The following is a 19,907-nucleotide window of genomic DNA, read 5'->3' as shown; positions in this document are numbered from 1 at the left end:
CCCCCGCAGGTCGGGCGCCTGATCCCCCATACGGGTGAGGTCAGCCCTTGCGGCCCTGCTTGTCCTTCTCGGCGAGCTTGGCCAGCCGCGCGTTGTAGGCCGCCAGCTCGTCGTCCTGCCGCCCCGCCTCACCGGCCGCGGCGGCACGGTCGGCCTGCCGGTCGAGCCGCTTGGCCTGCCGCTGGTCGTCGAAGTACCACTGGAAGGCCAGCACGACCAGGACGATGAACGTGGGGATCTCGCCGAAGCCCCAGGCGATGGCGCCGCCGGTGTGGTGGTCCTTGATCACCGAAGTGCCCCAGGGCGGATTGACCGTCGCGTACCAGGCCTGAGCGAGGGGCTGCCCCAGGTTCATCAGCGCGAGGCCGAAGAACGCGTGGAACGGCATCGTCACGAACAGCAGCAGGATGCGTCCCGGGTAGGGCAGCTTCTTGGGCGCCGGGTCGACGCCGATCAGCACCCAGAAGAACAGCGTTCCCGACAGCAGGAAGTGGATGCTCATCGCGATGTGCCCGAGGTGGTTGCGCATCGCGCCCTCGAACAGCGAGGTGAAGTACAGCGTGAACGTGCTCGCCACGAAGATCACCGTGGCCACGGCCGGATGCGCCACGAACGCGGTGACCTTGCTGTGCAGGGCGACGGTCAGCCACTCGCGCGGGCCCCGGTCGCCGCGGATCTTGGCGGGCTTGAACGCGCGCAGCGCCAGGGTGACCGGCGCGCCCATGACCAGGAAGATCGGGGTCAGCATGGACAGCACCATGTGCTGCACCATGTGCACGCTGAACAGCACCTGCGCGTAACGCCCCACCCCCGTCTCGGTGACGGCCACGATGGTGAGCAGCCCGACGAACCAGGAGACGGTCCGCCCCATCGGCCAGGCGTCGCCGCGCCGCCGCAGCCGCAGCACCCCGGCCACGTACAGCGCGCCGAGCACCACCACGAGCGCCGCGAAGAAGAAGTCGAACGTCCACATGGACGCCAGCCGGCCGGGCGTGATCTCGGGCGGCATGTCATAGCCGGTGAGCGCCTTGATCGGGCTCTCTTCCTCCGTCGGCGCGGGCGGTGCTGTGCGCGCCAGCGCCACCGCGAGCCCCATGGTCGCGGCCATCACGGCCACTTCCACCCCGGCCAGCCGGGTGAAGGCCAGCGGCTTGCGCTCGGCCAGCGCCGGCAGCGTCCGCCCGCGGTGCCACCAGCCGAACCAGCCCAGCACCACGAAGAAGGCGATCTTGCCGAGCGCCAGCCGGCCGTAGTCGGTGCTCAGCAGCTCCGCCGGGTCGGGCAGCCGGGCGATCACGTTCACCAGCCCGCTGACGCCGACGGTGACGTAGCACCACAGGGCCATCCGGCTGAACCGGCCGGCCATGATCTCCAGCTTGTCGCGCCTGGTCATCGCGTGCACGACCAGCAGCGCGAGCCCGCCGACCCACGGCACCACGGCCGCGACGTGCAGCGCGACCCCCGTGACGGCCACCGAGTGGTTGGCCGCCGAGGCCGCGTGGCCGGTCAGCGGCGGCGGCAGCAGGGCCACCACCGCCATGACGAGCAGGCCGAACGCGGCGCCGGGCGTGGCCGCCGTCCGTGCCAGCAGCGCGACGACGACCGCGAGCAGGACGACGAGCATCAGGGCGGTGCCCTGCGGAAGCTGCCCCACATAGCTGCTGAGCTCGCTGCCGGTGACGACCTGGCCGACCGGCTCGCCGAGCACGTCCGCGACCGTGAAGATCAGCGTCCCGGCGGCCGCGGCGGCCCACGCGGCGGCGACCCACGAACCGGCCCGCAGATAGCTCACGGCGTCGTCGGAGAGCGTCGCCGCCCGTCCCCCGCCGATCGGCAGCAGCACCGCCGAGGCCAGCAGCGCGCCCACCGTCACCGCCGCGCACAGGTCCATCAGCAGCCGCGAGACCGGCAGCCCCCAGCGCGTCACCACGCCGGCGTCGCCGAGCCCCGGGATGATCTTCTCCGCCACCGCCCCGCCGAGCACCAGCCCGGCGACCAGCGTGCCGACCGCCGCCGCGACGGCGATCACCGCGACCCGCAGGACGCCCAGCGTGCCCCTATTCACCGCCGGAGCCCGCCCCGTGATCGCGCTTGGCCCGGTACACGATGACCATCCCGATCCCGATGCCGATCAGCGCCCCGACCACGATCATGACCCACTTGGCGCCACCAGACGAAGACTCCTTCACCGCCTTGGAATCGGTCACAGGAGGATCGGCCGCCGGCGTGGTCGTGGCGGCACCCTGCGCCCCGGTGAGCTGCTCGCCCGCCGTCGCGGTGAACTTCAGGTCGGCCTTCTCGATCCGGTGCCCGTCCTCACCCACCACCGCGTACGCCACGGTGTAGGTGCCGGCGGGGAGAGCACCGGTCAGCTTCTGCGTGACCTCGGGCCCCGACCGCGCGGCCGGACCGGTCTGGAACTCCTTGCCCTTCTCGTTCTTGACCAGCACCTTCGCCATGCTGATCTTGTCGCTGAAGACCAGCTCGACCTGGCTCACCCCCGTGGCCGTGGCGTCCTTGCCCGGCGTGCTGCTGAGCAGCCGGGTGTGCGCCAGCGCGGGCGTGGCGAAGACCGTCCCGAAGAAGAGGAGCAGCGCGGTGACGAGACCGGCGCGCCGAACCGGCGCGCGAAGCGTGGAGGTGATCATAGGAGGCGGAATCTCCAGTAAGAGAGGAAAGCATCCTCACCCTACTGAGCCTGCGCCATGGGTGCGCCGCGGGGCGTGAACAACCTGATCACAGGGTGGTCAGGATGTGGGTGCGGCCGTGTGATGCGAACTCGGCGCGGAGGGCGGCGGCGCGGTCCGGGTTGAGGGGCTCGTAGGTCAGGGCGCGGCCGGGGCGGTGCCAGATCGGGTCGTCGGCCTCCCAGCGGTCGCGGCGGAGGGGGCGCTTGTCGACCTTGCCCGTGGCGGTGAGCGGCATGGCGGGGACGACGCGGACGAAGCGCGGGGCCCATTTGGTGCCGAGATCGGGCTGGGCGGCCAGGAAGGCGGCGAAGGCGCCGGGGTCGAACGGGGCGTGGAGTTCGAGGGCCGCCATGACCTGGTCGCCCGTCCGGGGGTCGGGCACGGGGTAGACGGCGCACATGACGACGGCGGGCCAGCGGGAGAGGATGCGCTCGACCGGCGCGGCCGCGAAGTTCTCGCTGTCGACCCTGAGCCGGTCGGCGCCGCGTCCGGCGAAGTAGAAGAAGCCCTTCTCGTCGCGGTAGCCGAGGTCGCCGCTCCAGTATTTGCCGTCGCGCACTCGTTCGCCGTCCGCCTCCGGGTTCTTGTAGTAGCCCTCGAACGCCGACGCCACGTTCAGGCCGACGATCTCGCCGATGGCCTCCGGATTCAGCAGGCCGTTGTGGTCGTCGAAGCGGGCTCGGGGGCATTCGGCGCCCGTCTCGGGATCGAGGATGGCCACCTCGATGCCCTGTTGGGGCAGTCCCAGTGCGTCCGGTGGCGTCTCGGGTGTCTTCTGCAGGGAGATGGCGCCCTCGCTGGAGCCGTAGCCCTCGATGATCCGGCAGCCGAAGCGGGCGCTGAAGCGGGTCATGTCCTGGGCGGACGCCTCGGTGCCGAAGCAGGCCTGAAGGGGGTTGTCCGCGTCAGCCGGGTCTTCTGGCGTGGCCAGGATGTACGCGAGGGCGCGGCCGACGTAGTTGAAGTACGTGACGCCGAACCGCCGCACGTCCGGAAGGAAGCCCGAGGCAGAGAATTTCCTGCGCAACGCCACGGTGGCCCCGGCGTGCACGGCCATCGCGAGATTGGCCATGACGGCGTTGCCATGGAAGAGCGGCATCGCGACGTAGGTGACGGAGTCGCGCGTGATACTCATCCGCTCGGACATCACCGCTATGGCGGCAAGTCTCCCCTGACCGCAGGCCACCGCCTTGGGCGCTCCGGTGGAGCCCGACGTGAAGAGGAGCAGCAGCCGGTCCTGCGGCTTGACCGGGACGGGCTCCGCCGGAGCCGGCAACGCCGCCTGGTACTGAGCGGTGTCGATCAGCAGCAGCCGGTCGGTGCCGATGTCCAGCCCCTCCAGGAGAGGGGCGTGGGCGGTGTCGGTGACGATCAGGTCGCAGTCGGTATGGCGGATGTCGGTCGCGAGCTCCTGACCGCGCCGCGTCGGGTTGACGCCCACGACCGTGGCCCCGGCGAGCGCGGCGGCGCCGATCCAGAAGACGTACTCCGGCACGTTCTCCAGCAGGACGCCGACATGCGTGCCGGGCGAGATCAGCCCGGCACGCCGCCGGGCCGCCGTCACGACCTCGGCCCACGTGTACGACTCGTCCTCGAAGCGCAGTCCGGCATGCCCGTCATCGGCCCGCGCCAGCAACAGATCCGCGAACGTCCCGATCGCCACCCCGCGAGCCTGCCACCCAAGCTACCGCTTGGTCAATCCCCGCACGCCACGACCACCGCGTGGCCACCACCCATCGCGTGGCCACGGCCTACACGCGCCGCGAACTCCACGTGTCCGCCACCACGCGCGGTCAAGGGCTGCGCGTGGGCGAGGGACTGGGGTGGGTTAGACGCCTGCGCAGGTCAGGGCTCTGCGGTAGGCGGCCATTCGGGGCTCGGCCGGGGCTCCTGTCTCGGCCAGGAGTTCGGCCAGGTCGAACCAGGCCTGGGCGGCCTCGCGGGAGGACTCCATCTCCTCCAGGTGGGTCGCGGCGCGGGTGAGCACGTCGATGGCACGGTCGCGGCGGCCGAGGCGGACGCAGGCCTCACCTAGGACCGTGAGGGCCCAGGCGGTGGCGCGGCGGGGGGCGTCGCCGAGCAGGTCGAGCGCCTGCTCGGCCAGCTCGATGGCCTCGCCGGGACGGCCCAGCGCGATCTCGGCGCGGGCCAGCTCGGTCAGGCACCAGGCGACGTCGATCTCGCCGGCCGCGCTGGCGTTGATCTCGCCGCGCACCCGGGCCAGCAGGTCGCGGGCGCTGCCGGCCTGCTCGGGACGGGCCCGCAGGAGCAGGCCCGCGTAGGCGATCCGGAGCCGGTGCAGGTTCCGGGGGTCGGCGCTGAGACCGCCCTCGGGCTCCTCGCCCGCGAGGACTAGCGCGCGCTCGGCCAGGGCGACGCCCTCCTCGTACTCGCCGCGCACCTCGGCGACGTAGGCGGCCTCCCAGTAGGCGGCCATCCGGGCGCGGGCGCTGCCGATCCGCTCGGAGCGTTCGATCAGCTGTTCGGCGAGCTGGCGCGCGCGCACCAGGTCGCCGCGCTCGATGAACGCGGCGAGCAGCGCGGCGCCCAGGTGCACGGCGGCGTCCGTCGAGTCGGCGCCGATCGCGATGAGGTGGCGGAGTGCCTCCTCGGCGACCTGCACGCTGGCGCTGATGTCGCCGCGTTCGCGCAGGCACCGGCTGAGCGCGACGTGCACCTTGGACCAGTGGTCGAGATCGGCGTCGGCGGACGCCTCGGCGGTCAGCCCGCGCAGCCCGGCGATCGCCTCCTCCAGCTGGCCCGCCGCTTCCAGGGCCAGGGCGTGGCCCCAGCGCGCCTGGTGCAGCATCTCGGGGAGCGCGACCGCGTCGGCGTTGGCCAGGACCTCGGCGAAACGCGCCCTCGCCTCGGCCGCCGCGCCGTTCTGCAGGGCGATCTCGGCGTAGTCGAGCGTCACCCTGAGCTCGTCCACGACGTCCTCGCTGACCCCGCTGACCAGATAGGTCGGCGAGCAGCTCAGCTTGGTGGCGAGCAGCTCGATGACGCTGGGCGCGGGCACCCGCTTGTCGCTCTCGATCAGCGAGATGTAACTGTCGGACAGCTCCGGGAACGCCAGCTGAGCCTGGCTGACGCCCTGCCGGATGCGGAGCGCCCGGATGCGCTGCCCCAGTGTCTCCCGATCCATCGTGTGACCACCGCCTACCACGTGCTCACCGCTGCGTCGCGCGCAGGGCGAGGAAGAAATCGACTCGATCTTCCAGTGTGCCGAGATCCCGCCCGGTAAGTTCCTCTATTCGGCGGATCCGGTACCGAAGCGTGTTCACATGGACATGCAGCCGCGTCGCGGTACGGCTCCAGGAGCCCGAGCAGGCCAGGAACATCTCCAGCGTGTGCACGAGGTCGGCGCGCTTGTCGGAGTCGTACTCCTCCAGCGGGCCCAGCAGGCGGTCCCGGAACGACCAGCGCACCCGCTCCGGCACGGAGGCCAGGAGCAGGGCGTAGGAGTCGACCTCTCCGACCAACTCTCGCATTCGCACCTGCGCAGGCTATACACGGCGTCCCGTCCCAGTACAGAAGGGGGGCCTGCTGTACTGGGACGCATGAGCCTGTCCACGCACGTCCTCGACACCCACCGCGGGCGCCCCGCCGCCGGAATTCCGGTCCGGCTCGACCAGTACGAAGGGGACACCTGGAAGTCCCTCGCGGAGGGCGTGACCGATGACGACGGCCGCTGGACGGCCCTCCAGGAGCCGCCTGAGATCGGGACCTTCCGTCTGAGATTCGGTACCGGCCCGTACTTCACGAGCCTGGGCGTGGCGACCTTCTATCCCGAGGTGTGCGTCATCTTCGCGGTGCCCGACAGCGGGACGCGCCAGCACGTGCCCTTGCTCGTCAGCCCCTACGGCTACTCCACGTATCGCGGCAGCTGATCTGAACAGACCGTTACACGGATACCGGTTCGACCGGATCAGGTCAAGGGCAGTTAGGGTGTGCTCGTTTTCTTTTGATCGACCGGATTCGGAGCTCGGGTAGATGTCGCACGCCAAGACCGATGTCCCGCCCAGCCGGCTGGACGGGTTCTTCGACCTGACCGGGCGCGGGACCACCGTCGCCCGGGAGCTCCGCGGCGGGGTGACCACGTTCTTCGCGATGGCCTACATCGTCCTGCTCAATCCGATCATCCTCGGCGGGGCGAAGGACGTCACGGGCGCGAGCCTGTCGATCTCCCAGCTCACGACGATGACCGCGCTGTCGGCCGCCATCGCCACGACCATCATGGGCCTGGTCGGCAACACGCCGCTCGCGGTCGCCGCCGGCCTGGGCATCAACGCGGTGGTCGCCTTCCAGGCGGCGCCGGTGATGACCTGGCCGCAGGCGATGGGCCTGGTGGTGCTCGAAGGCGTCGTCATCGTGCTGCTCGCGGTCTCCGGCGTCCGCGAACGGATCATGAACGCGATCCCGCTGGCGCTCAAGCACGCGATCGCGGTCGGCATCGGCTGCTTCATCGCGCTCGTGGGCCTGATCGACGCGGGCTTCGTGACCTCCAGCGCCCAGAGCCCGCCGCTCTCCCTCGGCACCGGCGGTCACCTGCGGACGTGGCCGGCGGTGGTGTTCGCGTTCTCCCTCGTCCTCATGATCGTGCTGTACGTGCGGAGGGTGCCGGGCGCGATCCTGTTCGGCATCATCGCGGCGACCGTGCTGGCCGTGGTCATCCAGGACAACGCGTCCATCCCCAAGGGCGGCTGGGGCATCGTCACCCCGGACGTGCCCGACAAGCTGTTCGCGGCCCCCGACTTCGGGCTCTTCGGCGAGGTGGACCTGTTCGGCGGGTTCGGCCGTGCCGGGGTCATCACGGCGCTGGTGGTGCTCTTCACGCTCGTGCTCTCGGGATTCTTCGACGCGATGGGCACGATCCTCGGGATCAGCGACGAGGCCGGGCTGGTCAACGAGCGCGGCGAGGTGCCCCGGCTGGGCCGCGTCCTCACCGTGGACGGCATCTCCGCGTCCCTCGGCGGCGTCACCAGTTCCTCGGCCAACACCGTCTTCGTCGAGTCGGCGGCCGGCGTGGGCGAGGGCGCCCGCACCGGGCTGGCCAACCTCGCCACCGGCGCGCTGTTCGCCCTCACGCTCTTCCTGACCCCGCTGGCCGCGGTCGTCCCGGCCCAGGCGGCGGCGCCCGCGCTGGTCGTGGTCGGCGCGCTGATGATGACGCAGGTCGCCAAGCTCGACTGGAGCGACCTGGGCATCGCCATCCCGGCGTTCCTCACGATCATCTTCATGCCGTTCACCTTCTCGATCACGATCGGCATCGGCATGGGCGTGGTCAGCTACGCCGTCATCCAGGCCGCCCGCGGGCAGTGGCGGGCGGTCTCGATCTGGCTCTGGCCCGTCGTCGTGCTCTTCCTGGTCTTCTTCGCGATCGAGCCGATCGAGAGCTGGCTCGGCGTGAAATAGGCGTCCGCGAAGCAGGCGCGCCCGTCAGGCAGGCGCGCCCGTGCGGCGGGACGCGTCAGCGGGTGCCCGGGGCGGCGAACAGCTCGTACAGGTCGTCCAGCCTGATCACCAGCAGCGCCACCACGGCCACCGCGACGGCCGTGAGCGCCATCCCGGCAGGCGGGGGCGAGCCCGCCGCCAAGGCGGCGGCCAGCCCGGCCACGGCCGCGCACACCAGCAGCGCGTTGCGGACGACGTGCCGCCACCCGATCGGGGCCGTGCTCGCGCCGAAGCACCGGCATGAGGTGCTCACCCCGCCGCGCAACGCGGCCACCATGGCCACGCTGAACACGGCGAGCAGCAAGGCCGCGACACCCAGGCCGGCCGGGGCCGTCACCGGGACCAGGACCAGCAGCGCGGCCGCGATCTCCGCGGCGGCGACCGCCCGCGCGGCCCACCCGGCGGCGGCCCGGCCGACCTCGCGGCGCCGCAGCGCCGCGGCGAGCAGGATCCGGGTCGTCCGGGTGAACTCGGTGAACGCCGCCCGGCCGCGGACCTTGCCGAAAGCCGAGACGACGAAGATCAGGCAGATCAGGCCCCGGGCCCCGAACGCGACGTACTCCACCGGATGATCATGAGCTGGGGCGGGACGGGAGTCAAGAGCCGGGGATCCGGTTCCCCGGGTACTCCAATTTGAATGCCGCCGACGAAGTTCTGGGTGTCAAATAGTGCCGTCATGGCGTAAGCAGAAGGTAGGGCCTTACCCCCTGCGTGAAAGGCTGGCAGTTGGTGTCCGCGGACAATCCTCCCGATCCGCCTCCGCGCGGTCACGTGCTGCTCGCGCCGGACAGATTCGGAGGGGCGCTCACCGCGCCCGAGGTGGCCCGCCATCTCGCCGCCGGGCTGCGCCGTGCCCGGCCCGCGGTGCCGGTGGTGGAGCTGCCGGTCGCCGACGGCGGCGACGGCACCGCCGAGGCCGCGGTCGTGGCGGGCTACCGGCGGGTCGAGGTCGAGGTGTGCGGGCCCACGGGCCGCCCCGTCACCGCCTCGCTGGCGATCGACGGCCGTACCGCGGTGGTGGAGCTGGCCCAGGCCTCGGGGTTGCGGCGGCTGCCCAACGGCAGGCCGCAGCCGCTCACCGCGACCAGCCTGGGCACCGGGCAGCTGGTGGCGCACGCGCTGCGCCTGGGCGCCCGGCGGATCGTGCTGGGTCTCGGCGGCGGCGCGTGCGCCGACGGCGGCGCGGGCCTCATCCAGGGCCTCGGCGGCCGGCTGCTGGACGCCATGGGCAAGGACCTGCCCCCGGGCGGGGCCGCGCTGCGGTCCCTGCACGCCCTCGACCTGCGCGCGATGCCCGATCTGTCCGGCGTCACGATCGTCCTCGCGGGCGACGCCGTGGATCCGCTCCTCGGCCGCAACGGCGCGGCCTCCTCGTCGTTCGGGCAGCAGGGTCCCCGCCGGGGCGCGAGCAGGGAGGAGGCGCGGATCCTCGACGCGGGCCTGCGCCGCTGGGCCGATCTGGCCGAGGCGGCGTCCCGCAGGCCGACCCGCGACCGGCCGGGCGCCGGCGCGGCCGGGGGCGTGGGGTTCGCCGCCCTGGCGTTCCTCGACGCCCGGTTCGAACCGGGCATCGCCCTGCTGCTGGAGCTGCTCGGGTTCGCCGAGAAGGCCCGCGGGGCGCGCCTGATCGTCACCGGTGAGGGCACGCTGGACGTCCAGACGCTGCGCGGCAGGCCGTCGATGGGGGTGGCCAGGGCGGGCGCCCGGGCCGGGGTCCCGGTGGTGGCGGTGGCCGGACGGCGCGGGCTGACCGGAGAGCAACTGCGCAGAGCCCGCATCCAGGCCGCCTACGTGCTCACCGACATCGAGCCCGACCCCGACCGGTACCGGCGCCAGGCGGGCCCGCTGCTCGAACAGCTCACCGTCGCGATCGCCGACGAATGGCTCCCGCCGCGCGGCCCGCGCGACTGATCCGGCACCGATCCGCACCGATCCGCGATTGAGCTGCGGAGCTTTACATCTTGTTAGGAATGCGGGGAATGCCTATACACGTTGAACATGGCAAGGGGAGGCCGCCACACCGCACCCTGTAGGCGTACATCCTGGTCACATCCCTGGTCAATGACGATCGAGGGCACCGTCGGAGGACATCGTGAAGGTCGGCGTTCCGCGCGAAATCAAGAACCACGAGTACCGGGTGGCCATCACCCCGGCGGGGGTGCACGAGCTCGCCCGCCACGGGCACGACGTGTTCGTTGAGCGCGGCGCGGGGCTGGGCTCCCAGATCCCGGACGAGGACTTCGCCGCCGCCGGCGCCAAGATCCTGGACGGGCCGGACGAGGTGTGGGGCGAGGGCGAGCTGATCCTCAAGGTCAAGGAGCCCATCGCCGACGAGTTCCACCGGATGCGCCGCGGCCAGACCCTCTTCACCTACCTCCACCTCGCCGCCTCGCGCGAGTGCACCGACGCGCTGCTGGAGTCCGGGGTGACCGCCATCGCCTACGAGACGGTCCAGCTGCCCAGCCGCTCGCTCCCCCTCCTCGCCCCGATGTCGGAGGTGGCCGGGCGACTCGCCCCGCAGGTGGGCGCCTACAACCTGATGCGCTTCAACGGCGGCCGCGGGGTGCTGCCGGGCGGCGTGCCGGGCGTCGCCCCGGCCAAGGTCGTCGTCATCGGCGGCGGCGTCTCCGGGCTCAACGCCGCCCAGATCGCCGTCGGGATGGGCGCGGACGTCACGATCCTCGACGTCAACGTCGACCGGCTCCGCCAGATCGACGCCATCTACCAGGGCCGCCTCACGACCCTCGTGTCCAACGCCTACACCATCGAGCAGCAGGCCCGCGCGGCCGACCTGGTCATCGGCGCGGTGCTGATCCCGGGCGCCAAGGCCCCGACCCTCATCTCCAACGAGCTGGTCGCGCACATGAAGCCCGGCTCGGTGCTCGTCGACATCGCGATCGACCAGGGCGGCTGCTTCGAGGACTCCCGGCCCACCACGCACGCCGACCCCACCTACAAGGTGCACGAGTCGGTCTTCTACTGCGTGGCCAACATGCCGGGCTCGGTGCCCAACACCTCGACGTACGCGCTGACCAACGTCACGCTCCCCTACGCCGTGTCGATCGCCGACAAGGGCTGGCAGGGCGCCCTCCGCGCCGACCCCGCGCTGGCGCTCGGCCTCAACACCCACCACGGCCGGCTGACCTACGACCACGTCGCCGAGGCGCACGGACTCCCGTTCACCCCGGTCGCCGAGGTCCTCGCCTGAGCCCCGTACAGTGGCCCCCATGGGGGAACTGATCATCCTGCGGCACGGCGAGACCGAGTGGAGCCGCGACCGGCGCCACACCGGCCGGACCGATCTCCCGCTGACCGCGCGCGGCGAGGATCAGGCCCGCGCGGTGGCGCCGCTGGTGGCGGCGCGGCACCCCGTCCGCGTCGTCTCCAGCCCGGCCGAACGCGCCCGCCGCACGGCCGAGCTGGCCGGGCTGCGGGTGGACGAGACCGATCCCGATCTCTGGGAGTGGGACTACGGCGGCTACGAGGGCGTCACCAGCGCCGCGATCCGCGAGGAGCGGCCGGGCTGGTACCTCTGGGACGACGGGGTGATCCCCGGCGACGCCGATCATCCGGGCGAGCCCGTGGAGCAGGTCGGCAAGCGGGTCGACGCGGTGCTGGCCCGCGTCCGGCCGCTCTTGGCCGACGGCGACGTGGCCATGGTCGCGCACGGGCACGTGCTGCGCGTCCTCACGGCCCGCTGGCTGGAGCTCGAGCCCGCCTCGGGACGGCTGTTCGCCCTCGACACCGGCACCGTCTCCACGCTCGGCACCGAGCACGACCGCCCGGTCATCACCTCGTGGAACGTCCCGCCACCCGCGTAGGGACGAGCGGGTAGGATACCCCCTAGGGGGTTACCCTCTCCCGCGGGAACGTTCGCGGGCACCCCGACCGATTGCGAGGACGACGATGGCGACGGAGACCCCGACCCGCGGCTACACCGCCACCAAGGACCAGCTCCAGACCCGGCTGCGCCGGATCGAGGGCCAGGTCCGCGGCATCGAGCGGATGGTCGAGGACGACCGCTACTGCATCGACGTCCTCACCCAGATCAGCGCCATCCAGGCGGCGCTCGACAAGGTCGCGCTCGGGCTGCTGGACGGCCACGTGCGGCACTGTGTGGCCGAGGGCGCCGAAGAGGGCAAGAGCGAGCAGATGTCCACCGAGCTGATGGCCGCGGTGGGCCGCCTGATGCGCCGCGGCTGACCTTGTGGAGGGGCCCCGCTCCATGGTCTCCTTTGGGGAGCGGGTCGGGGGACCGGGACCATTGCCGTCTCGATGACAGGGGCCTCCCCATCATGGCCGACACGACGCCTGCCAAATCTCCTCCGTCCGCCGCGTCCACCGCCGGAAGACCGCCCGAAGGGCTCGATCGCGCGATCATCGTGCTCGGGCTGGTCATCGTCTCGGGCAACATCATGGCGATCCTCGACACGACGATCGTCAACGTGGCCCTGGAACAGCTCGGCCGCGACCTCGACGCCGGGCTCGCCACGATCCAGTGGGTCATCACCGGCTACCTGCTGGCGATGGGCTCGGTCATCCCGCTGACCGGCTGGGCGATCGACCGGTTCGGCACCCGCAAGGTGTGGATGACCTCGATCCTGCTCTTCGTGGCCGGCTCCGTGCTGTGCGGCCTCGCCTGGAACATCGGCAGCCTCATCGCCTTCCGGGTCCTCCAGGGGCTCGGCGGCGGCATGCTGATGCCCACCGGGATGTCGATCCTGACGATGGCCGCGGGCCCGCAGCGGATGGGCCGGGTCATGAGCATCGTCGGCGTGCCGATGCTCCTCGGCCCGGTGCTCGGGCCGGTGCTCGGCGGCTGGCTCGTCGGGGTCAACTGGCGCTGGATCTTCTTCGTCAACCTGCCGGTCGGCGCTCTCGCCCTCGCGCTGGCGTGGTGGAAGGTGCACGACGAGCGCGGCGAGAACGGCCCGTCCGCGCTCGACCTGCGCGGCCTGCTCCTGCTCCCGCCCGGCTTCGCGCTGCTGATCTACGGGCTCTCCACGGCGAGCGGCGAGGGCGGGTTCGGCCGGCCGTCGACGATCGCCTGGCTCGTGGCCGGTGCCGCGTTCGTGGCGCTCTTCGTCGTGCACAGCCTCAACCGCCGGGAGAAGGCCCTGATCGACGTGCGGCTGTTCGCGGACCGCACGTTCGCGGCGGCGGCCGTCGCGGTCTTCTTCGTCGGCATCGCCCTGCTCGGCTCGCTCCTGCTGCTGCCGCTGTACTTCCAGGTGGCCCGTGGTGAGGACGCACTGTCGGCCGGCCTGCTGCTCGCCCCCCAAGGTTTGGGCGCCGCCTGCGCGATGCCGCTCGCGGGCCTGGCGACCGACAAGATCGGGCCCGGCCGGATCGTCCCGGTGGGGATCGTGGTCCTCGTGCTCGGCACGATCCCGTTCACGATGGTCGAGGCCGACACCTCCTACTGGTGGCTCGGCGCCGCCCTCTTCGTCCGCGGGCTCGGCCTGGGCTGCACGATGATGCCGACGATGTCGGCGGCCCTGACCACGCTGGCCAGGTCGGCGGTGCCCCGGGCGACCAGCTCGCTCAACATCATCCTGCAGCTCGGCGGCTCGTTCGGCGCCGCGCTGCTCGCGGTGGTGCTGTCCAACGAGCTGCGGTCGCACCTCCAGGTGGCGGCGTCCGGCGGCGGCGAAGGCCGGATGGGCGAGATCCCCGACGAGGTCCGGGAACGGTTCGGGCCGATGCTGGCCGAGTCGTTCGGCCAGACGTTCTGGGTCGCGCTCGGCCTGACCGCCGTCCTCATCATCCCCGCGCTGTTCCTGCCCCGTAAGGGCACCGGCGGCGGAGGCCCGCCCCCGATCGGCTAGGCACGCCCGGTAACCCTGGAGCGTCAGGAGCGCCCGCGGAGCGTCAGGAGGCGATCGACCAGGTGGTGATCGCTTCCTGGTGCTCCCGGGTGAGGTCACGCGCGCGCTTGGCGTCCGGCGAGTACCGGTAGCGTTCGGGCACGACGTGCGAGGTGCGGTAGAGGCCCTTGAGGGTCAGCGTCGCGGCGAGATCCGAGGTGGGCAGGCCCGGCAGTCCGTACATACGGCGGGCCCACCGCGGCAGCGTCGTGACGACCAGCGTCGCGATGCCGGGCGCGGCGAGCTTGAGCGGCAGCATCTGCCGCGGGACGTTGGGGTTGAACAGGCGGCGCAGCCCTACGCGGGCCTCCTTGCACGCCCAGATGTGCGGGCGCATGCCGTCGTAGTACTCCTTCATCTCGCCGACCGAGGCGGGGACGACGGCGGGGTCGAGGCCGACCACCTCGGCGGCGCGCCGCTGCTCGTCCACGAAGCGGTCGGCGTCGGCGGCCGAGAGCGGCACCCCGGCGCGGCGGGCCACGTCCAGGTAGGAGTCGACCTCGCCCATGTGCACCCAGAGCAGGTTCTCCACGTCGTCGACGCGGAAGGTCTCACCGGTGCGCAGGTCGAGGCCCGTCAGCTTGGAGTGCAGCTTGCGGATCCGGCGGCCGACGCGGTCGACCTCCCCGGTCGTGCCGTAGGTGCGGACGCGCACGAACTCGACGGTCCTGCCGAGCCGCGCCCAGGCGGCCTGCGGGTCCATGAGCTCGGAGTTCTGCGCGGTCCCCCACATCGACCGCGGATGGAGCGCCTGCAGCAGCAGGGCCCGGACGCCGCCGACGACGAGCACCGGCTCTCCCATGACCCGCCAGGTCACCGAGCCGGGCCCGAACAGCCCGTAGTCCTCGTCACGCACCTGGGTCCGCCTTTCTCCGACAGCCGAGGCAACCACACCGCCCGAAGTAATTAAAGACTTATTGCCCGCGTATGACCTGCATCACACCAGTATGTCCAGATCAGCGGTCGGCGAGGCGGACGACGAAACGCTGGCCCGACCAGGTCTGGTCCACCGCGCAGACCTTGTTGTCGACCATCCCGGTGGCCAGCCCGTACTCCCGGACGATGTCGTCGGAGAGGTCGGTGGCCACGCCGCTCGACTTCTTCGGCCAGGCGATCCAGAGGCCGCCCGCGGTTTCGAGCCGCGCCCGCGACGCACCGAACCGCCGCTTCAGCGTGGCGAGGTCGGGGCAGAACGCCAGGATCACGTCGTACGGCTCGCGGCCGGACGGGCGGCGGTGCAGGACAACGCCGGGCGGAAGCGGACCCAGCTCGAAGCCGTCGGGCGTCCCGGCCATGAGCACCCGGTGCTCGGGCTTGATGCCCAGCTTGCGGGGCAGCGGGGTGCCCGAGTACCCGGCCGGCACGGCCATCAGTCGACCGCCGCGTCGTCGACGGCCTCGTCCTCCTCGGCGGGCTCGGTCTGCTCGGACATCCAGGCCAGGTAGTCCATGCTGCCCGCCACCACCGGGGTCGCGATGATCTCCGGGGTGTCGTAGGAGTGCCCCTCGGTGATGAGGGTCGCGAGCTCGTCGAACCGGTCGGCGGTGGTCTTGAAGAACACCATCCACTCCTCGGCGTGCTCGATCTCGCCCTCCCACCAGTAGGTGCTGGCGACGGGCCCGACGAGCTGGGCGCACGCCGCCAGCCGCTCGGCGACCGCCGACTTCGCCAGCTCGGCCGCCTCCGACCGCGAGTCGGTGGTCGTGGTCACCTGAACGTACGCCTGCGCCATGGCAAGCTCCTTCCCCCACCACCGATCGTAGTCGCGCTCCAGTCCGGTCACCTGGCCGGACGCACGACTTACCTGGCCGGATTCACGACGAGCGCGGCACCTCCGCCACGACGGGTGGGCTCCGCCACCGCCTGCACCAGGCCGGGACGCAGGATCTCCAGGCCGGTGGCTGCGCCGATGACGCCGGCGGGCGGGCCCGGGAAGGGCTCCAGCTTGTGGCCGCGGGCCGTGAGCGCCTCGCCGTACAGCTTGATGAACGCCGCCTCGGCGAAGACCGCCGGAGTGTTGCGCTGGGTGGCGCGCGGCGCGGCCAGGGCCGTGGGCAGGTCCATGCCGAGGTCGATCCGGTTGAGCAGGATCTGCAGGACGGTCGTGATGATGGTCGAACCGCCGGGCGTGCCCACCGCGAGCATCGGGCGGCCGTCCTTCAGCACGACCGTCGGGGCCATGCTGCTGCGCGGCCGCTTGCCCGGTCCCGGGAGGTTGGGGTCGGGTGCCGCGCCGGGCGCGGGCGGCTGGAGGCTGAAGTCGGTGAGCTCGTTGTTGAGCAGGAAGCCGCGGCCCGGCACCGTCAGCCCGCTGCCGCCGAACTGCTCGATGGTGACGTTGTAAGCGACGACGTTGCCCCACTTGTCTGCGACGACGAGGTGGGTGGTCTGCGGGCCCTCGTACGCCAGGGCGCGCGTCGCCTGCCCCGGCGGGATGCACGGCGTGTAGCCGCCGTCGGGCGAACCGGGCGCCACCGGCGCCGTGGCCGCCTGGCCGGCCTTGATGAGGCAGGCGCGCTCGCGGGCGAATCCGGTGGAGAGCAGCTCGTCCAGCGGCACGTCCACCTTGGCCGGGTCGCCGACGTAGCGGCCGCGGTCGGCGTAGGCGAGCTTGCTCGCCTCCAGGTAGTAATGCAGGGTGCGGACCGGGTCGTTGGCGCCCAGCCGGAAGTTGCCCAGGATGTTGAGCGCCTCGCCGACGGTGGACCCGCCGGACGAGGACGGCGGCATCCCGTACACGTCCAGGCCGCGGTACGTGACGCGGGTGGGCTTCTTCGACAGCGCCTTGTAGGCGCGCAGGTCGCGCGTCTCCATCAGGCCGGGACGGACGTTGCGGGTGGACGCGGGATCCACCGGGGGCCGCTTCACCGTCCGGACGACGTCCTTGCCGAGCTGCCCCTCGTACAGCCAGCGCGGCCCGCGCTCGCCGAGCTCGCGGTAGGTGCGCGCGAGGTCGGGATTGCGGAACGTCGAGCCGACCTCGGGGAGCTTGCCGCCGGGCAGGAACAGGGCGCGGGTCGGCAGGATGTCGCGGAACCGCGCCTCGTTGGTGGCGGTCTGGTCGCGGAACTCCTGGTCCACGACGAAGCCGCGTTCGGCGATCTTGATGGCGGGCTTGAGGAGGGTGCGCAGGTCGCGGCTGCCGAACCGGCGCAGGCCGAGCTCCCACTGCGCGACCGTGCCGGGCACGCCGACGCTCAGCCCGCTGGTGACGGCCTGGTCCATCGGGATCGCCTTGCCCGTGGCCGGGTCCACGAACGACGTCTCGGTCATCTTGGCGGGAGCGGTCTCGCGGCCGTCGAGCGCGTAGACCCTGCGGGTCTTGGCGTCGTAGTAGGTCATGTAGCCGCCACCGCCGATGGCGGCCACGTACGGCTCGGTCACGCCCAGCGTCGCGCCCGCCGCGACCGCCGCGTCCATGGCGTTGCCGCCGCGCCGGAGCACCTCGATCGCGGTGCGGCTCGCGTCCGGATCGACCGTGGAGACCGCGCCGCCGTATCCCGTGGCCACCGGCTGCCGCGACGGCGGGGCGGGCGGGGCGTCGGTGCCGGGAGCGTCCGCCGAGGCGGCGGAGAGCGGTGTGACCAGGGCGAACGTGAGAGCCGGGAGAACGGCCACCCCGATACGCCGGTGATTCCTGCTGCGGGACACGGAACCTCCTGGAATGCGTGACGCCCCCACCGTCCCATCGATCTCCGCGACCCGCCAGCGTCCCGGCCTACCCCGGCCTCCCCCGCCCTCCCGGGGAGCGCTCCCAGCAGATGACGCCTGTCCGAATCAAGGGAAGACGTTGCGGTTTTACCTGTAACTGGGGAATTCTTAGGAACTTCAGCAAGCTCTGTCTCGCGAACAGCGGCGCGGGTTCAGGCCAAGGGACACCTATGACCTGGGACATCCGCATGCGTAACGACATGTTCCGACGGCTGCCGGTGGAGCAGGCGACCGGACAGCTGTACGGGGGCCGGCACCGGCTGCGCGTCGTCTACCGGACCCGAGACCTCATCGTGCTCGGGCTGGGCGTCATGATCGGCGCGGGGATCTTCAAGGTCGCGGGCCAGCAGGCGGTGAACAACGCGGGCCCGGCGGTGATCATCTCGTTCGTGGTGGCCGGGCTGGTCTGCCTGCTGGCGGCGCTCTCGTACGCGGAGCTCTCCTCGATCATCCCGGTCGCGGGCAGCGCCTACTCCTTCAGCTACGTCGCGTTCGGCGAGGTGTGGGCCTGGGTGGTGGGCTGGTCGCTCATCCTCGAACTCCTGCTCGCCACCTCCGTCCTGGCGCGCGCCTGGTCCCTCTACGCGACGCAGGCGCTCACCGACTTCGGCGTGCCGATCCCCGAGCCGCTCGTCGGGATCATCGGCCAGGAGAAGGGGTTCGACCTCTTCGCGCTGCTGATCCTGCTCCTGGTCGTCGGGATGCTGGCGACCGGCAGCCGGCTGGGCCTGCGCACCCTCTGGTACATGGTGCTCGCCAAGCTGATCGTGCTCGGCCTCGTGATCGCGACCGGGCTGAAGTTCTTCCACCCCGGCAACCTCACGCCGTTCGTGCCGCCCGCGCAGCCCGCCCCGGACACCAGCAGCCAGACCGTGCTGGACGCGATCTGGGGCGGCGTGACCGGCGGCAGCCCCCAGGTCTTCGGGATCTGGGGCATCCTCGCCGCGACGCCCGCCATCGCGTTCGGCTACATCGGCTTCGACCTGATCGCCACCGCCTCGGAGGAGACCGAGGACGCGCCGCGCAAGGTGCCCCGCGGCATGATCGTCTCGCTGGCCGTCACCATCGTGCTCTATGTCGGCGTCGCCGTCGCCATGATCGGCATGATCTCCTACAAGAGCCTGGACCCGGACAAACCGCTGCTGGCGGTGGCGTTCGGCAAGGTGGGCGCCGACTCGATGGGCAAGATCATCGACGTCGGGGTGGTGCTCGGGCTGACCACCGTCATCCTGGTGCTGGTCATCAGCCTGACCCGGGTCTTCTTCTCGATGGCGCGCGACGGTCTGCTCCCGCGCGGCATCGCCAGCATGAGCCGCTACAAGGTGCCGTCGCGCGCGACCCTGACCGCCGGCGTCGCGGCGATCGTGATGTCGCAGACGCTGGACGTGCTCACGCTGGAGCAGATGGTCGTGATCGGCACCCTGTTCGCGTTCATGTTCGTGGCGGCGGCGGTGCTGGCGCTCCGCCGCGATCGGCCCGACCTGCACCGCCCGTTCAAGGTCCCGGCCGCCTCGCTGACCGTGCTGGTGACGATCCTCGCGGTCGGCTGGCTGATGCTCAATCTCCAGGTGCTGACCTGGGGCTACTTCGCGATCTGGATGGCCATCGGGATGGTCGTGTACGTCGTGTACGGGCGCCGCAAGAGCCAGTTGCGCGAACTGCTGAAGGCGGCGGCCGCCGCCCCGCCGCCGGTGGCCGTGGCGGCGCCGCTGGCCGCTCCCCCGCCCGGCATGTACCCCCCGGCGAGCACGCCGGTCGCCCGCTCGCAGACGACGGGGGCGTTCGCCGCCGACCCCTACCACTTCACGGCACGCCCGAACGATCCGTATCAGAACGACCCGTACGCGAACGATCCGTATCAGAACGATCCGTACGGCAACGAGCCGTACCGGAGCGATCCCTACGGCCACCCGCCGAGCCAGCCCCCGAGCCAGCCGCTCAGGCGGCCTTCAGGGCAGTATCCGGCCGAGCCGTACCCGGGCAGCCGCCCGCCCGCGGGTCAGTCCCCCACCGGCCGGTACTCCTCGGAGCCGTACCAGAGCGGTCCTCGGCGCATCGACCCGTACGAGCCCTACGAGCCTTACGACCCGTCCGCGGACGAGCCGTACCCGAACGAGCCCGGCGACGAGTATCCCGACCCGCCGTCCGGCGGGCGGCATCGCCGCTGAAGACCTGGCCAGAGGCC

Annotated in this window: 17 protein-coding genes and 1 pseudogene; 8 read left to right on the top strand and 10 right to left on the bottom strand. The window is 71.8% G+C overall.

The annotated features are described in order from the left end of the window. Positions 1–40: 40 nt before the first annotated feature. From ACGFNU_RS11660 to ACGFNU_RS11640, 5 genes and pseudogenes are all read right to left on the bottom strand, one after another. Entirely contained in the window at positions 41–2,065 is a 2,025-nt protein-coding gene (locus tag ACGFNU_RS11660) for a cytochrome c oxidase assembly protein (RefSeq protein WP_392592562.1), read from the bottom strand. Beyond that, positions 2,058–2,648 carry a copper resistance protein CopC gene (locus tag ACGFNU_RS11655; protein WP_392592560.1) on the bottom strand — a complete coding sequence of 197 codons (591 nt, stop codon included), beginning with the start codon at positions 2,646–2,648 and terminating at the stop codon, positions 2,058–2,060. The genes ACGFNU_RS11660 and ACGFNU_RS11655 overlap by 8 nt, the downstream gene beginning before the upstream one ends. A gap of 88 nt (positions 2,649–2,736) precedes the next feature. Further along, the gene (locus ACGFNU_RS11650) at positions 2,737–4,353 is read right to left on the bottom strand and encodes an AMP-binding protein (RefSeq protein WP_392592558.1); all 1,617 of its coding nucleotides are present in this window, start codon (positions 4,351–4,353) and stop codon (positions 2,737–2,739) included. Between the two features lie 165 nt (positions 4,354–4,518). Then, positions 4,519–5,835 carry a helix-turn-helix domain-containing protein gene (locus ACGFNU_RS11645; protein ID WP_392592556.1) on the bottom strand — a complete coding sequence of 439 codons (1,317 nt, stop codon included), beginning with the start codon at positions 5,833–5,835 and terminating at the stop codon, positions 4,519–4,521. A gap of 25 nt (positions 5,836–5,860) precedes the next feature. Further along, positions 5,861–6,184, bottom strand: a pseudogene (locus tag ACGFNU_RS11640) (PucR family transcriptional regulator); the annotation flags it as partial. Positions 6,185–6,250: 66 nt separating this feature from the next. Here ACGFNU_RS11640 and uraH point away from each other — a divergent pair. Both uraH and ACGFNU_RS11630 read left to right on the top strand, forming a co-directional pair. Next, positions 6,251–6,580 (top strand): hydroxyisourate hydrolase, encoded by a 330-nt coding sequence (gene uraH, locus ACGFNU_RS11635; RefSeq protein ID WP_392592554.1) that lies wholly within the window; start codon positions 6,251–6,253, stop codon positions 6,578–6,580. A gap of 103 nt (positions 6,581–6,683) precedes the next feature. After that, on the top strand, positions 6,684–8,105 hold the full coding sequence (locus tag ACGFNU_RS11630; protein WP_392592553.1) for an NCS2 family permease: 1,422 nt from the start codon (positions 6,684–6,686) through the stop codon (positions 8,103–8,105). 55 nt (positions 8,106–8,160) lie between these two features. On the opposite strand, the gene ACGFNU_RS11625 is transcribed toward ACGFNU_RS11630, so the two are convergent. Then, the gene (locus ACGFNU_RS11625) at positions 8,161–8,709 is read right to left on the bottom strand and encodes a MauE/DoxX family redox-associated membrane protein (RefSeq protein WP_392592551.1); all 549 of its coding nucleotides are present in this window, start codon (positions 8,707–8,709) and stop codon (positions 8,161–8,163) included. A gap of 164 nt (positions 8,710–8,873) precedes the next feature. On the opposite strand from ACGFNU_RS11625, the gene ACGFNU_RS11620 reads away from it, so the two are divergent. The 5 genes from ACGFNU_RS11620 to ACGFNU_RS11600 all read left to right on the top strand — a co-directional run bounded on the left by ACGFNU_RS11620 (position 8,874) and on the right by ACGFNU_RS11600 (position 13,972). Further along, positions 8,874–10,055, top strand: a complete 1,182-nt coding sequence (locus ACGFNU_RS11620) for a glycerate kinase (RefSeq protein ID WP_392592549.1) — start codon at positions 8,874–8,876, stop codon at positions 10,053–10,055. A gap of 181 nt (positions 10,056–10,236) precedes the next feature. After that, on the top strand, positions 10,237–11,352 hold the full coding sequence (ald, locus tag ACGFNU_RS11615) for an alanine dehydrogenase (RefSeq protein WP_392592547.1): 1,116 nt from the start codon (positions 10,237–10,239) through the stop codon (positions 11,350–11,352). A gap of 19 nt (positions 11,353–11,371) precedes the next feature. Continuing rightward, positions 11,372–11,965: a histidine phosphatase family protein gene (locus ACGFNU_RS11610; protein WP_392592545.1), complete on the top strand. Its 594-nt coding sequence runs from the start codon at positions 11,372–11,374 to the stop codon at positions 11,963–11,965. Between the two features lie 85 nt (positions 11,966–12,050). Further along, positions 12,051–12,347, top strand: coding sequence for a metal-sensitive transcriptional regulator (locus ACGFNU_RS11605; protein WP_392592543.1), 297 nt, complete (start codon positions 12,051–12,053; stop codon positions 12,345–12,347). A 92-nt stretch (positions 12,348–12,439) separates the two neighbouring features. Next, the gene (locus ACGFNU_RS11600; protein ID WP_392592541.1) at positions 12,440–13,972 is read left to right on the top strand and encodes an MDR family MFS transporter; all 1,533 of its coding nucleotides are present in this window, start codon (positions 12,440–12,442) and stop codon (positions 13,970–13,972) included. Positions 13,973–14,015: 43 nt separating this feature from the next. On the opposite strand, the gene ACGFNU_RS11595 is transcribed toward ACGFNU_RS11600, so the two are convergent. From ACGFNU_RS11595 to ggt, 4 genes are all read right to left on the bottom strand, one after another. Further along, the gene (locus tag ACGFNU_RS11595) at positions 14,016–14,867 is read right to left on the bottom strand and encodes an oxygenase MpaB family protein (RefSeq protein WP_392592539.1); all 852 of its coding nucleotides are present in this window, start codon (positions 14,865–14,867) and stop codon (positions 14,016–14,018) included. 100 nt (positions 14,868–14,967) lie between these two features. Then, positions 14,968–15,381 carry a hypothetical protein gene (locus tag ACGFNU_RS11590; RefSeq protein ID WP_392592537.1) on the bottom strand — a complete coding sequence of 138 codons (414 nt, stop codon included), beginning with the start codon at positions 15,379–15,381 and terminating at the stop codon, positions 14,968–14,970. Next, positions 15,381–15,743, bottom strand: coding sequence for a divalent-cation tolerance protein CutA (gene cutA, locus ACGFNU_RS11585; protein ID WP_392592536.1), 363 nt, complete (start codon positions 15,741–15,743; stop codon positions 15,381–15,383). The genes ACGFNU_RS11590 and cutA overlap by 1 nt, the downstream gene beginning before the upstream one ends. A gap of 68 nt (positions 15,744–15,811) precedes the next feature. Beyond that, positions 15,812–17,662 (bottom strand): gamma-glutamyltransferase, encoded by a 1,851-nt coding sequence (ggt, locus tag ACGFNU_RS11580; protein WP_392592534.1) that lies wholly within the window; start codon positions 17,660–17,662, stop codon positions 15,812–15,814. 230 nt (positions 17,663–17,892) lie between these two features. On the opposite strand from ggt, the gene ACGFNU_RS11575 reads away from it, so the two are divergent. Then, positions 17,893–19,890, top strand: coding sequence for an amino acid permease (locus tag ACGFNU_RS11575; RefSeq protein ID WP_392592532.1), 1,998 nt, complete (start codon positions 17,893–17,895; stop codon positions 19,888–19,890). The last annotated feature ends 17 nt before the right edge of the window (positions 19,891–19,907 follow it).

The sequence above is a fragment of the Spirillospora sp. NPDC048911 genome, from assembly GCF_043198015.1.
GTDB lineage: Bacteria > Actinomycetota > Actinomycetes > Streptosporangiales > Streptosporangiaceae > Spirillospora.
The sequence above is the reverse complement of the archived record's forward strand: the minus strand, read 5'-3'. Positions and strand labels throughout refer to the sequence as shown.